A 13,272-nucleotide genomic window follows, 5' to 3' on the forward strand; every position below is an offset into this window, starting at 1 on the left:
GTCGCAGTGACCCTTGTCACGCGCGGGCGGCACCGGGCATGGTCAGCGGGTCGGCTGTGGCGAAACACGACATCACCGCCGGAATCCGTCGCGTAACCAGAAAGCAACAGCGGAATCCCTTGTCGAGGTAACGCAGTGCTGTCAGGATCGCGCTCCTCGGTGATCAACCGGACCGGATTTCCCCCGTACCCGGGGCGCGGCGACTCGACCAGTCGTACGACGCCGGTACGGGCCCCGTGCCCGCCGGCACGGGCAGCATGACGGGGATCAGCCGATCGGCAGGCCGTGCGGGCAGTCGACGCGCAGGCCGCCGAACCACCGGGCACTTGGAGGAACCAGATGGACCTGACCGACTTCGGGGCAGGCGCGCAGTACATCGCGGGCCGGCAGAGCCGGGGGAGCGGCGAGCCCTTCCAGGTCGTCAACCCGGCCGACGGCAGCGTCGTCGAGCAGGTCGCCCTGGCCTCCACCGAGCAGGTCGACGCCGCCGTGGCCGCCGCCCGGGCCGCGCTGCCCGAGTGGGCCGGCGCCACCCCGGGCGCCCGCTCCGAGGCGCTGACCCGGCTGGCCGCCGTCCTCACCGACGCCGCCGCCGACCTCGCCGCGGTGGAGACCGCGCAGACCGGCAAGCCGGTCAAGCTCGCCACCGAGTTCGACGTCCCCGGCACCATCGACAACACCGCCTTCTTCGCCGGGGCCGCCCGCAGCCTGGAGGGCAAGGCGGCCGGCGAGTACTCCGGCGACCACACCTCGTACGTGCGGCGCGAGCCGATCGGCGTGGTCGGTTCGATCTCGCCGTGGAACTACCCGCTGCAGATGGCCGCCTGGAAGATCCTCCCGGCCATCGCGGCGGGCAACACCATCGTCCTCAAGCCGGCCGAGCTGACCCCGCTGACCTCGCTGATGTTCGCCCGGGCCTGCACGGCGGCCGGCATCCCGGACGGCGTGGTCAACGTCGTCACCGGCGCGGGGCGCACCGCGGGCGAGCACCTGGTCTCCCACCCGGACGTCGCGATGGTCTCCTTCACCGGCTCCACGCCGGTCGGCCGGCGGGTCGCCGAACTCGCCACCGCGAGCGTCAAGCGCACCCACCTGGAGCTCGGCGGCAAGGCTCCGTTCGTGGTCTTCGACGACGCGGACCTGGACGCCGCCGTGCACGGCGCGGTCGCCGCCTCCCTGATCAACGGCGGCCAGGACTGCACCGCCGCGACCCGGGCCTATGTGCAGCGCCCGCTCTACGAGGCCTTCGTGGCCGGTGTCGCCGAGCTGTACGGCGCGATCCGGCTCGGCGACCCGCTGAACCCGCGGACCGACCTGGGCCCGCTGGTCTCCTTCACCCACCGCGACCGGGTGGCCGGCTTCGTCGAGCGCGCCCGCTCGTACGCGACCGTGGTGACCGGCGGCCACGCCCCCGCGAAGGGCCACGACGGCACCGACCTCACCCGCGGCGCCTACTACGCGCCCACCCTGGTCACCGGCGCCGCCCAGGACAGCGAGATCGTCCAGGGCGAGATCTTCGGCCCGGTGCTGGTCGTGCTGCCCTTCGACGGCGACGACGAGGGCCTGCGACTGGCCAACGACACCCCGTACGGCCTGGCCGCCTCGGCCTGGACCAGCAACATCCACCGCTCGCTGCGGGCCACCCGGGAGATCGCGGCCGGCTGCGTCTGGGTCAACGACCACATCCCGATCATCAGCGAGATGCCGCACGGCGGCTACAAGTCCTCCGGCTACGGCAAGGACATGTCGCAGTACTCGCTGGACGAGTACACCCAGGTCAAGCACGTCATGTTCGACACCACCGCGGTCGCCCGCAAGGACTGGCACCGCACCGTCTTCGGAGACAGATAACCCTCAGTCAGGGGCGCCCCCCACCGCCCCGACCTCTCCCCAGGAGGCCCGTTCCATGGCGTTCAACGAGCTCACCGACGGTCTGTCGGAACCGGTCCGCAAGGCCTGGGAACGCAGTCTGACCAGCGGCCGGGCCGCCCTCAGCCGGCGGACCGTGCTGCGCGCCGCCGCCCTCACCGCCGGCGCGGGCAGCCTGGCGGCCTGCGGCATCCCGCCCGCGAGGACCGCCGCAACCGGTGACTCCACCGCGAACGCCGCCAAGGACCTCTCGGACAGCGAGAAGGAGGTGAACTTCTCCAACTGGCCGCTCTACGTCGACACCGACGAGGTGGACAAGGAGAAGCACGGCACGCTGGAGGCCTTCACCGCCGCGACCGGGATCAAGGTCAGGTACACCGAGGACGTCAACGACAACGTCGAGTTCTTCGGCAAGGTCAAGCCGCAGCTCGCGGCCGGCCAGGACACCGGCCGGGACCTGATGGTGCTCACCGACTGGATGGCCGCCCGGCTGATCCGGCTGGGCTGGGCGCAGAAGCTCGACCCGGCCAACGTCACCACCGCCATCACCACCATCGAGTCCCGCTTCCGCGCTCCCGACTGGGACCCGGGCCGGCTCTTCAGCTACCCGTGGGCCGGCATCCAGACGGTGGTCGCCTACAACAGGAAGGCCACCAAGGGGAAGGAGGTCACCAGCATCGCGCAGCTGCTGGAGGACCCGGACCTCAAGGGCCGGGTCACCTTCCTCTCCGAGATGCGCGACACCGTCGGGATGACCCTGCTGGACATGGGCAAGGACCCGGCGAAGTTCACCGCCGACGACTACGACGCGGCGATCGCCCGGCTGCAGAAGGCCGTGGACAACAAGCAGATCCGCCGCTTCACCGGCAACGACTACGGCCAGGAACTCTCCTCCGGCGACATCGCGGCCTGCGTCGCCTGGGGCGGCGACCTGATCCAGTTGCGGGCCGACAACCCGGACATCGAGTTCGTGATCCCGGAGAAGGGCTTCGTCACCGCGACGGACAACATGCTCGTCCCGGCCAAGGCACAGCACAAGGCCAACGCCGAGAAGCTGATCGACTTCTACTATCAGCCCAAGATCGCGGCGCAGCTGGTCGCGGGCATCGGCTACGTCTCCGCCGTCACCGGGATGCAGGAGGAACTGGCCGCCCTCGCCCCGGACATCGCGGCCAACCCGCTGGTCGTCCCCACCCCCGAGATGGCGGCCAAGGCGCACGTCTTCCGGACCCTCACCGAGACCGAGGAGAGCGGCTTCGAGGAGAAGTTCTCCAAGCTCATCGGCGCCTGACCCCCACTGACGGCAGAGAAACCAGAGAGACACCACCACCCATGACAGAGCAGCAGCGCTCGGCGGCCACCGGCGGCGACGTCCGCCTCACCGGCATCGGCAAGACCTACGGCTCCTTCACCGCCGTCCACCCGCTCGACCTGACCGTCCCGCAGGGCTCCTTCTTCGCCCTGCTCGGCGCCTCCGGCTGCGGCAAGACCACCACCCTGCGGATGATCGCCGGACTGGAGGAGCCCACCAGCGGCACCGTCCTGATCGGCGGCCAGGACGTCACCGCCCTCCCCCCGTACAAGCGGCCGGTGAACACCGTCTTCCAGAGCTACGCGCTCTTCCCGCACCTCGACATCTTCGAGAACGTCGCCTTCGGGCTGCGCCGGCGCGGCCGCAAGGACGTCAAGAAGCAGGTCGACGAGATGCTGGAACTGGTCGAACTCGGCCAGTACGCCCGGCGCAAGCCGCACCAGCTCTCCGGCGGCCAGCAGCAGCGCGTCGCCGTCGCCCGCGCGCTGATCAACCACCCGCAGGTCCTGCTCCTGGACGAGCCGCTCGGCGCCCTCGACCTCAAGCTCCGCCGCCAGATGCAGCTGGAGCTCAAGCGGATCCAGACCGAGGTCGGCATCACCTTCGTCCACGTCACCCACGACCAGGAGGAGGCCATGACCATGGCCGACACCATCGCGGTGATGAACGGCGGCCGGGTCGAACAGCTCGGCGCGCCCGCCGACCTCTACGAGAACCCCGCCACCACCTTCGTGGCCAACTTCCTCGGCCAGTCCAACCTGCTGCCCGCCGAGGTCACCGGCAGCGAGGGCGACGACCTGCTGCTCACCGCCGGCGGCATCCGGCTCGCCGTCCCGAAGGCCCGCTGCGCCACCGAGGCGAAGAAGGTCCACCTCGGCGTGCGGCCGGAGAAGATCACCATCGAGCACACCTCCGCCGAGGTCGCCGAGGGCCGCAACCGGCTGGCCGGCACCGTGGTCGACTCCAGCTTCATCGGCGTCTCCACCCAGTACCTGGTGCGCACCGACGGCGGCCAGGAGGTCACCGTCTTCGAGCAGAACATGGAGCGCGACGCCCGGATCGTCCCCGGCGCACCGGTCGTCCTGCACTGGAACCCGGCGCACTCCTTCGCCCTGGACGCCGCGCAGGCGATCGACGCGGGCACCGGGGAGGAGGCGGCATGACCACCACCACCCCGGCGGCACCGCCGCAGGCGATACCGCCCGACGGCGGCCCGCTCCCCGGAGCCGCCCCGAAGCAGAAGCGCCGGCTCACCCCGTACTGGCTGCTGCTGCCCGGCATCGCCTGGCTGGTCGTCTTCTTCGCGGTGCCGATGGTCTACCAGGGCTCCACCTCCCTGCAGACCGGCTCGCTGGAGGACGGGTTCCGCGTCACCTGGCACTTCGCCACCTACTGGGACGCCCTGGTCGAGTACCGCTGGCACTTCGTCCGCTCGTTCGGCTATGCCGCCACCGCGACGGTGATGTGCCTGGCCATCGGCTACCCGCTCGCGTACACGATCGCCTTCAAGGCGAGCAAGCGCTGGCGCAACGTCATCCTGATCCTGGTGATCGCGCCGTTCTTCACCAGCTTCCTGATCCGGACGCTGGCCTGGAAGACGATCCTCTCGGACGGCGGCCCGGTGGTCGGCGTGCTCAACACGCTGCACGTCCTGGACGTCACCAGCGCGATCGGCCTCACCTCCGGCGACCGGGTGCTGGCCACACCGCTCGCCGTGGTCTGCGGCCTCACCTACAACTTCCTGCCGTTCATGATCCTGCCGCTGTACACCTCGCTGGAGCGGATCGACCCGCGCCTGCACGAGGCGGCCGGCGACCTCTACGCCCGCCCGTTCACGACCTTCCGCAAGGTGACGTTCCCGATCTCGCTGCCCGGCGTGGTGGCGGGCACGCTGCTCACCTTCATCCCGGCGTCCGGCGACTACATCAACGCCCAGCTGCTGGGCTCGCCGAGCGAGCAGATGGTCGGCAACGGCATCCAGAAGCAGTTCCTGAACGTGCTCGACTACCCCACGGCGGCCGCGCTGAGCTTCATCCTGATGGCCCTGATCCTGGGCATGGTGACGGTCTACATGCGCAAGGCCGGGACGGAGGAACTGGTCTGATGTCCCGAGTGTTCACATGGATCCGCGCCCACCTGGTGGTGCTGGCCGGCCTGCTGGCCCTGGCCTACCTGGTGCTGCCCAACCTGGTGGTCCTCGCCTTCTCGTTCAACAAGCCGGCCGGCAAGTTCAACTACGAGTGGTCCGAGTTCTCCACCGACGCCTGGACCGACCCCTGCGGCGTCGCCGACATGTGCCAGTCGCTCTCGCTGAGCCTCCAGGTCGCGGTGCTCGCCACCATCGGCGCCACCGTCCTCGGCACCATGGTCGCCTTCGCGCTGGCCCGCTACCGCTTCCGCGGCCGCTCCGCCACCACCGCGATGATCTTCCTGCCGATGGCCATGCCCGAGGTGGTGATGGCCGCCTCGCTCGGCACCCTCTTCCTCAACATGCGCATCCCGTTCGGCTTCACCACCATCCTCATCGCGCACATCATGTTCTGCCTCAGCTTCGTGGTGACGGCGGTCAAGGCGCGCGTGATGAGCATGGACCCGAGGCTCGAACAGGCCGCCCAGGACCTCTACGCCACCCCCGTCCAGACCTTCCTGAGGGTCACCCTGCCGCTCGCCGCCCCCGGCATCGCCGCCGGCGCGCTGCTCAGCTTCGCGCTCTCCTTCGACGACTTCATCATCACCCAGTTCAACTCGGGCCCGACCACGGTCACCTTCCCGATGTTCGTCTGGGGAGCCTCGCAGCGGGGCATCCCGGTGCAGGTGAACGTCATCGGCACCGCGATGTTCATCGCCGCCGTCGGGCTCACCGTGGCCGGCCAGTGGCTCGGCAACCGCCGCAAGGCCACGGCCTGACCGCCCGGGCCGCCTCCCGGGCATACCGTCGGGAGGCGGCCCCACCACCACCATCGATGTGCAGAAAGTGGCTGATAATGCATGGACTCCGCCCGCGCACTCAGTGACGCCAGGCCCACCCCGTTCTGGCTGGAGGACCCGGGCCGGCCGGAGGCGCTGTCCGCCCTGGTCGGCGACGTCAAGTGCGACCTGCTGGTCGTCGGCGGCGGCTACTCCGGCCTGTGGACCGCGCTCATCGCCAAGGAACGCGACCCCTCGCTCGACGTCGTCCTGGTCGAGGGCAACGAGGTGGGATGGGCGGCGTCCGGACGCAACGGCGGATTCTGCGCAGCCAGCCTGACCCACGGCTTCGGCAACGGCCTCCAGCGCTGGCCCGGCGAACTCGCCCAGCTGGAACGCCTCGGCGCGGCCAACCTGGACGGCATCGAGGCCACCCTCAAGCGGTACGGCATCGACGCCGAGTGGGAGCGCACCGGCGAGATCGACGTCGCCACCCAGCCCCACCAGGTCGAGGAACTGCACGAGATCGCCGAGGCCGTCACCGAGTACGGCCTCGACGTCACCGTCCTCGACGCCGACGCGCTGCGCGCCGAGGTCGACTCGCCGACCTTCCTCGGGGGGATCTGGGACAAGGAGGGCGTGGCGATGGTCCACCCCGCCAAGCTCGCCTGGGGCCTCAAGGACGCCTGCCTGGGCCAGGGCGTGCGGATCTTCGAGCACACCCGGGCCCTCGACCTGCGCGAGTACGGCAGCGGCATGGCCGTCCGCACCCCGTACGGGCGGGTCTTCGCCCGCCGCGTCGCGCTCGGCACCAACGTGTTCCCGTCCCTGGTCAAGCGGGTCCGCCCGTACGTCGTACCGGTGTACGACTACGCGCTGATGACCGAGCCGCTCAACGCCGAGCAGCTCGCCGCGATCGGCTGGCGCGGCCGGCAGGGGCTCGGCGACAGCGCCAACAAGTTCCACTACTTCCGGCTCTCCGCGGACAACCGGATCCTGTGGGGCGGCTACGACGCGGTCTACCACTACGGCGGGCGCGTCCGGCACGAGTACGACCAGCGGCCGGAGACCTTCCGGACCCTGGCTCACAACTTCTTCCGCTGCTTCCCCCAGCTGGAGGGGCTGCGCTTCACCCATGCCTGGGGCGGCGCGATCGACACCTGCAGCCGGTTCTCGGCGTTCTTCGACACCGCCTACCGGGGCCGGGTCGCCTACGCGACCGGCTACACCGGGCTCGGCGTCGGCGCCACCCGGTTCGGCGCCGAGGTGATGCTCGACCTGCTGGAGGGCGCCAGGACGGAGCGCACCTCACTGGAGATGGTGCGCAGCAAGCCGCTGCCGTTCCCGCCCGAGCCGGTCCGCTGGGCCGGGATCGAGATCACCACCCGCTCGCTCGAGTACGCCGACCACCACGGCGGCCGGCGCAACCTCTGGCTGCGCACCCTCGACCGGATGGGGCTGGGCTTCGACAGCTGAGCCGTGGCTGAGCCGTTCGGATCACGTGATCCGGCACCTGTGTAAGAGAGACCCGCCGTCCGCCTCTTGTCGGTGACGGCGGGTCTCGGTTTCCCGTCGCGCCACGATGAGCAGCTACGGCCGGTAGCGGGCTGAGAGACGGGGACAGGACCATGGAGAGCACCGGACTGCACTGGCTCGCCGAGGCGGCACCCGACCCGGAGGCCTTCCGGGAACAGTGGGAACGCACCGGACTGGGCCTGATGCTGCTGCCCGCCGGCCGGCGCTGGGACGTCCTCTCGGTGCCGGGCCGGCTCGGCCGTCCCGTCCTCGACATCCTGGACGGCCGCTCCTGCGGTCCGGCCCTCACCGACTTCGGCGGCGAGAGCGTCGGCTTCCTCGTCCCCGTCGGCACCGCCGCCCGCTGGATCGGCACCGGCGTGCGCACCGCGGGAGACGGCACCTGGATCGTCGTCCCGCACCCCGCGCGGCGCAGCCGGGGCGTGCGCTGGCTCGTCCCGCCCGACGGGTCAGGGCGGCTCAACGACCCGGTCGTGCTGGAACTCGCCCTGCACGAGGCCGCCGCCAGGCTCACCGACGGGTGAGCGCCCAGCCCCGGGCCGGCAGCTCCCGGGGACGAGGACGCCCGGCGCGTGGGCGCGCCGGGCGGGCGGTCGCGTCAGACTGGACGTGTGACCACCGTCCCCGACGCCGTCGACGCGTCCCTCCGCCCCGGCCCGGCGCAGCTGCGGCTCGCCGAGCTGGCCCGGCCCGTCTGCGACCGGCTCGGACTCGCCCTCGCCGGCGGTCACGCCCTGCGCGCGCACGGAGTGCCGGCCGGCGCCCAGGACGGGCTCACCCTGGTGACCAGCGGCGGCACCGACCTGCCGCAGGCCGCCGCCGAGCTGGCCGCCGCCTACCGCGCGGCCGGTGGAGGGGTCGCCGAACGCCCCGGCACGCCGCGCCTGGAACAGCTCTCCGTCCGGCTGACGCTCGGCGGGCGGACGCACACGGTGGAGCTGCGCAAGGAGCCGCTGAGCCACCGCCCGGTCCGCCTGGACCTCGGCGCACCGGAGGCGCCCTTGCCGATGACCGCCGTCGCCCTGGAGGACGCGGCCGCGCTGACCACCGCACTGCTCGCCGACCGTGGTCTGCCGCGCGACCTGGTCGACGTGCACGCGCTGACCGCCTGGTACCGGGAGGGCGAACTGCTCGCGCTGGCCAGCGCGCTGGACACGGACTTCCAGCCCACCGTCCTCGCCGACCGGCTGGAGACACTGGCCGACGCCGCCGACGGGCGCTTCCGCGCCAGGGGCGTCGCCGGCAGCGCCGTCGACGGGCTGAAGCGGTGGGCGCTCGCCTGGGCACAGGACCTCCGGCTGGACCTGCTGGAGACGCTGGAGGCCCCGGACGGGCTGCACGACCCGTACCTGGAGGACGTCGAGGAGGCGGAGGAGCGCTGAGCTTCGCCCGTTCGGCCCAGCCGGCCTACGACCTGTAAGGCTGAATCCCCGATGCCCGTCAGCCTGTTCGTTGAGGCCGGGCACGACGCCCACCAGACTGGGTGGTGAGCGCGGTAGCCCCGTGATCCCGTCGCCCGGCCCACTCGCGGGCGGCGCCAGACAAGGGACCGACGGCAGGACGCCGCCCGGGACTTCGGAGGCAGACGGACTTGAGCAAGCACATCATCCACTGGATCGGCGGCGCGCCGGTCGCCACCGCCGGCACCGCTCCCCGCCGCGGTGACATCTTCGACCCGGCCACCGGCCAGGTCGCGGGCCACGTCGACTTCGCCGAGATCGCCGAGGTCGACCAGGCGGTGGCCGCCGCCGCGTCGGCCTTCGCCGAGTGGCGCAACGCCTCGGTGGCCAAGCGCAGCACCGTCCTCTTCAGCTTCCGCGAGCTGCTCAACGCCCGCCGCGACGAGCTGGCCGCGATCATCGTCTCCGAGCACGGCAAGGTGCACTCCGACGCGCTCGGCGAGATCGCCCGCGGCCTGGAGGTCGTCGAGTACGCCTGCGGCATCCCGCAGCTCCTCAAGGGCGGCTTCACCGAGCAGGCCTCCACCGGCATCGACGTCTACTCGATCCGACAGCCGCTCGGGCCGGTCGCGATCATCTCGCCGTTCAACTTCCCGGCCATGGTGCCGATGTGGTTCTTCCCGATCGCCATCGCGGCCGGCAACACCGTCGTGGTGAAGCCCTCCGAGAAGGACCCGTCGGCGGCCAACTTCCTCGCCGAGCTGTGGAAGGAGGCCGGCCTGCCGGACGGCGTCTTCAACGTCGTGCACGGTGACAAGGTCGCCGTCGACCGTCTGCTGGAGCACCCCGACATCAAGTCGGTCAGCTTCGTCGGCTCCACCCCGATCGCCCGGTACGTCTACGAGACCGGCACCCGCTACGGCAAGCGTGTCCAGGCGCTCGGCGGCGCCAAGAACCACATGCTCGTCCTGCCCGACGCCGACCTCGACCTTAGCGCCGACGCCGCCATCAACGCCGGCTTCGGAGCGGCCGGCGAGCGCTGCATGGCCATCTCGGTCCTGGTCGCGGTCGACCCGATCGGCGACGAGCTGGTCGAGAAGATCAAGCAGCGGATGGCCGGCCTGAAGGTCGGCCCCGGCTGCAACGGCGAGTCCGAGATGGGCCCGCTGGTCACCGGCCAGCACCGGGACAAGGTCACCTCCTACGTGGAGTCCGGCGTCGCCGACGGCGCGGAGCTCGCGGTCGACGGCCGCAAGCACCCGATCACCGCCGAGGACCGCAACGGCGCCCCGACGGCGGACGGCTTCTGGCTCGGCCCCACGCTGTTCGACCACGTGAAGCCCGGCATGTCCGTCTACAACGACGAGATCTTCGGTCCGGTGCTGTCCGTCGTGCGCGTCGCCTCCTACGAGGAGGGCGTCGCCCTCATCAACGCCAACCCGTACGGCAACGGCACCGCCATCTTCACCAACGACGGCGGCGCGGCCCGGCGCTTCCAGTACGAGGTCGAGGTCGGCATGGTCGGCATCAACGTTCCGATCCCCGTCCCGGTCGCCTACTACTCCTTCGGCGGCTGGAAGGCCTCCCTGTTCGGCGACACCCACGCGTACGGCCCGGACGGCGTGCAGTTCTTCACCCGCGGCAAGGCCGTCACCCAGCGCTGGCTCGACCCCTCGCACGGCGGCATCAACCTCGGCTTCCCGACCAACAGCTGAGCCCGCTTGGCTGCGGCCGCCGGCCGGACCCCTCCCCGGGGTCCGGCCGGCGGCCGTTCGCCGTTGCCGCGGCTACCGCGGCTCGCCGTTCCGGCCGACCTCGCGGCGCACCTTGGCGCGCACCGCCAGCGACACCACCGGACCGAGGCTGTCCACCACCTCGACCAGCACGCCCAGCCGGTCCAGCGCCGCGAACGCCCCGGCCGCCCCCTGCGGATCCACCCCTTCGTACAGCTCCAGCCCGACGAAGGCCGCCGCCACCGCGCGGGCCAGCCCCGGTAGATCGAGGAACTCGGCGAGGGGATGTCCCGCGTACAACCGCTCCAGAACGCGCTGGAGCTCGTCCGTCCACATCCGCAGCGCGTCGGCCGTCGCCTCCGTGAGCTGCGGATGGCCCGTAGCGCCGGCCAGGAACTGCCCGAGCAGGGCGACGTTTCCCGCCGCTCGCTCCTCCTCGTCGAGGTTCTGCCCGATGCTCAGCAGCTCACGCAGCGAGCCCGCCGCCTCGAAGTGCGGCCGGTACCGGTCCAGCCGCAGCCCGGTCTCGCGCAGGGCGGCCGCGGCCAGCAGACCCTCCACCGTCTTGAAGTGGTAGAACACCAAGGCCTGGTTGACGCCGATCTCGGCGGCGATGGTGCGAGCCGAGACTCCCGAGATTCCCTGCCGTTTGAGCGCGCTGATGGCAGCTTCCATCAGCCGGTCGCGTGTGTCGCTCATGTGCGGCAGCGTAGCTGCCGCGCCCGGCCACCCGGACGGCGGTTCCGACCACTCACGTGCGGACGGATTCCCGGACCGGCCGGACATGGTTCGGAATTCCCTCCGGACCGATGAGCGGATATTCCGCGGTGAACCACCCCTGGTACCCCATCACCAGGCCGACCAGCGGGTTGACGACCCGGACCTGAATGCGGAACCGGCCGGCCTCCTCGTCGAACCACTCGTGCAGATCCGCCCGGCCCGTCAGCACGCCAGGCCAGCGCGGCGAACCCGGGAGCGCGGAGACCCGCTGCTCACCCGAGGAGATCACCAGCCCGCCGCGCTTGGTGACCCGGACATGCAGGTCCACGGCGAGGTGTTGGTGCGTCCCCAGGAAGTCGACGACCGTCCCCGGCTGCGGTGCGGCCACCATCGTCGCGTCGAAACGGCGGGGCCGGGTGAACTGGAACGTCCGGACGAAGGTGACGGTCTCCCTGCCGAAGCCGTCCCGGTAGGCGTAGTTGGCGATGGTGAACGGCACGTCGCGGCCGTGCTCCGGGAACAGGATGTTCTGCCGGCTCCCGAGCCGGAGCAGTGGGGCCAGCCACCGTGCCCCCTGCCGGATGCGCTCCATCCGGCCGGAGCCGATGCAGGCGACGCCGTCCTGGGAGGAGAAGCCGAACCGGCGTTGCAGCTCGGGGTGAAGCCGGTCGAAGTCGGCCCCCAGCGCCTGCCGGAAGATCGACGGGCCTGCGCTCCCAGTCGTGGAGGTGGTGGTGGCGGTGGTGCGTGCTGAGGCTGCGGCGGTGGTCACGGCGTCTCCAGGGCGTTGAGCAGGCGGGGCCGGCGGGTGCTGAGGGCAGGGCTGTTCCGGTCCGGGCGTCTGGCACAGCGCCGGGCGGCGGGGGTGACGGGGGAGGGCGGCAGGAGAGCGGAGAGAAGGAGGACGACCCCGCCGCAGGCCGTTCCCACGACCGGACCGGCCGCGGCGGCCGTCAGGAGCGCGGCAGCGACGGTGGCGCCCAGCCGCGCTCCGGTCTCGGCCACGGCATGCAGGCGCGCGCGTTCGGGCGGGATCCCGCGCTCGGCCCAGAGCCGCAGCCGGTCGAACGACCACGCGGTGAGCCATCCGACGACGGGCCGCACGAACCAGCGGTCCACCAGGGCACCACCGGGCCATCCCCAACTCCGGTAGTCGTAGCCCGTGACGAACCGGACGGTTCCGCCGGACGGTGACGCAGCAGGGACGTAGCGCCAGTAGCCGGAGCCCTCCTGAAGAGGGGAGAGCCCGTTGTCGGCGACGAACCGCAGTGCGCTGATCCGTGAGCCGTCGGGCCGGCACCGCTCGGCCGTGGTGATCCCGGTGCCCGTGAGCGCCGGGCCGCCCGGTGGTCCGAGCCAGTAGCGGAAGCGGATCGCGGCCGGGCGTTCCGCCCCTCCGCCCTCCTCCCCATGGCCCGAGGCTCCGTACCGGATCCGCGTGAAGCGTGCGTCCCACCTCTCGTGCTCGTGCAGTGTCTGGGTGAGATCCCAGAGCACGTCCATCGGTGCACGGATCCGGGTCTCGACGTAGATCGGACTGGTCGGCCGCCTGGTAGCAGGCATGACTGCCCCCCGAGTGAGAGTTTGAGCGACTGCTCAACTTCGATGGGCGTCATGATGACAGAGATTTGAGCGACCGCTCAAGAGGGGGTCGAGGCCGGCCGGCGTTTGCGTTGCCCTGTCGATCGGCGTAGTGTTCCCTAGTCGCTCGGCAGGGAGCACCGGACACGCATCGGCGCGGACGGTCCCGGGGCGGCCAATCCCTAGAAACACACTTCCCGGTTCGGGCTGGGTC

The 13,272-nt window shown here is 71.4% G+C and carries 12 protein-coding genes; 9 read left to right on the forward strand and 3 right to left on the reverse strand.

The annotated features are described in order from the left end of the window. The first annotated feature begins 339 nt into the window (after positions 1-339). From ACZ3YO_RS36265 to ACZ3YO_RS36305, 9 genes are all read left to right on the forward strand, one after another. Positions 340-1,851, forward strand: a complete 1,512-nt coding sequence (locus tag ACZ3YO_RS36265) for a gamma-aminobutyraldehyde dehydrogenase (protein ID WP_465552066.1) — start codon at positions 340-342, stop codon at positions 1,849-1,851. A gap of 55 nt (positions 1,852-1,906) precedes the next feature. Beyond that, complete coding sequence (locus ACZ3YO_RS36270) at positions 1,907-3,160, forward strand: ABC transporter substrate-binding protein (protein ID WP_465578045.1); 1,254 nt, start codon at positions 1,907-1,909, stop codon at positions 3,158-3,160. A gap of 41 nt (positions 3,161-3,201) precedes the next feature. Next, positions 3,202-4,344, forward strand: coding sequence for an ABC transporter ATP-binding protein (locus ACZ3YO_RS36275; protein ID WP_465552062.1), 1,143 nt, complete (start codon positions 3,202-3,204; stop codon positions 4,342-4,344). Continuing rightward, entirely contained in the window at positions 4,341-5,285 is a 945-nt protein-coding gene (locus tag ACZ3YO_RS36280) for an ABC transporter permease (RefSeq protein WP_396325967.1), read from the forward strand. Before ACZ3YO_RS36275 ends, ACZ3YO_RS36280 begins: the two co-directional genes overlap by 4 nt. Beyond that, entirely contained in the window at positions 5,285-6,088 is an 804-nt protein-coding gene (locus tag ACZ3YO_RS36285) for an ABC transporter permease (protein ID WP_465578048.1), read from the forward strand. Before ACZ3YO_RS36280 ends, ACZ3YO_RS36285 begins: the two co-directional genes overlap by 1 nt. A gap of 81 nt (positions 6,089-6,169) precedes the next feature. Then, positions 6,170-7,564, forward strand: a complete 1,395-nt coding sequence (locus ACZ3YO_RS36290; protein ID WP_465578050.1) for an NAD(P)/FAD-dependent oxidoreductase — start codon at positions 6,170-6,172, stop codon at positions 7,562-7,564. A gap of 152 nt (positions 7,565-7,716) precedes the next feature. After that, a complete protein-coding gene (locus tag ACZ3YO_RS36295) occupies positions 7,717-8,148 on the forward strand; it encodes a bifunctional DNA primase/polymerase (protein WP_465578052.1) in 432 nt (143 codons plus the stop codon). Between the two features lie 87 nt (positions 8,149-8,235). After that, on the forward strand, positions 8,236-9,006 hold the full coding sequence (locus tag ACZ3YO_RS36300) for a hypothetical protein (RefSeq protein WP_465578054.1): 771 nt from the start codon (positions 8,236-8,238) through the stop codon (positions 9,004-9,006). A gap of 209 nt (positions 9,007-9,215) precedes the next feature. Then, positions 9,216-10,739 (forward strand): CoA-acylating methylmalonate-semialdehyde dehydrogenase, encoded by a 1,524-nt coding sequence (locus ACZ3YO_RS36305; RefSeq protein ID WP_465578056.1) that lies wholly within the window; start codon positions 9,216-9,218, stop codon positions 10,737-10,739. 72 nt (positions 10,740-10,811) lie between these two features. Here ACZ3YO_RS36305 and ACZ3YO_RS36310 read toward each other — a convergent pair whose 3' ends face one another. From ACZ3YO_RS36310 to ACZ3YO_RS36320, 3 genes are read right to left on the reverse strand one after another with little or no spacing between them, the layout of a single operon-like run. Then, the gene (locus ACZ3YO_RS36310) at positions 10,812-11,456 is read right to left on the reverse strand and encodes a TetR/AcrR family transcriptional regulator (RefSeq protein WP_465578058.1); all 645 of its coding nucleotides are present in this window, start codon (positions 11,454-11,456) and stop codon (positions 10,812-10,814) included. A 52-nt stretch (positions 11,457-11,508) separates the two neighbouring features. After that, complete coding sequence (locus tag ACZ3YO_RS36315) at positions 11,509-12,249, reverse strand: DUF4166 domain-containing protein (protein WP_465578060.1); 741 nt, start codon at positions 12,247-12,249, stop codon at positions 11,509-11,511. After that, positions 12,246-13,040 carry a hypothetical protein gene (locus ACZ3YO_RS36320; RefSeq protein ID WP_465578062.1) on the reverse strand — a complete coding sequence of 265 codons (795 nt, stop codon included), beginning with the start codon at positions 13,038-13,040 and terminating at the stop codon, positions 12,246-12,248. Before ACZ3YO_RS36320 ends, ACZ3YO_RS36315 begins: the two co-directional genes overlap by 4 nt. Positions 13,041-13,272 lie beyond the last annotated feature (232 nt).

The sequence above is a fragment of the Kitasatospora sp. NPDC022785 genome (assembly GCF_055561295.1).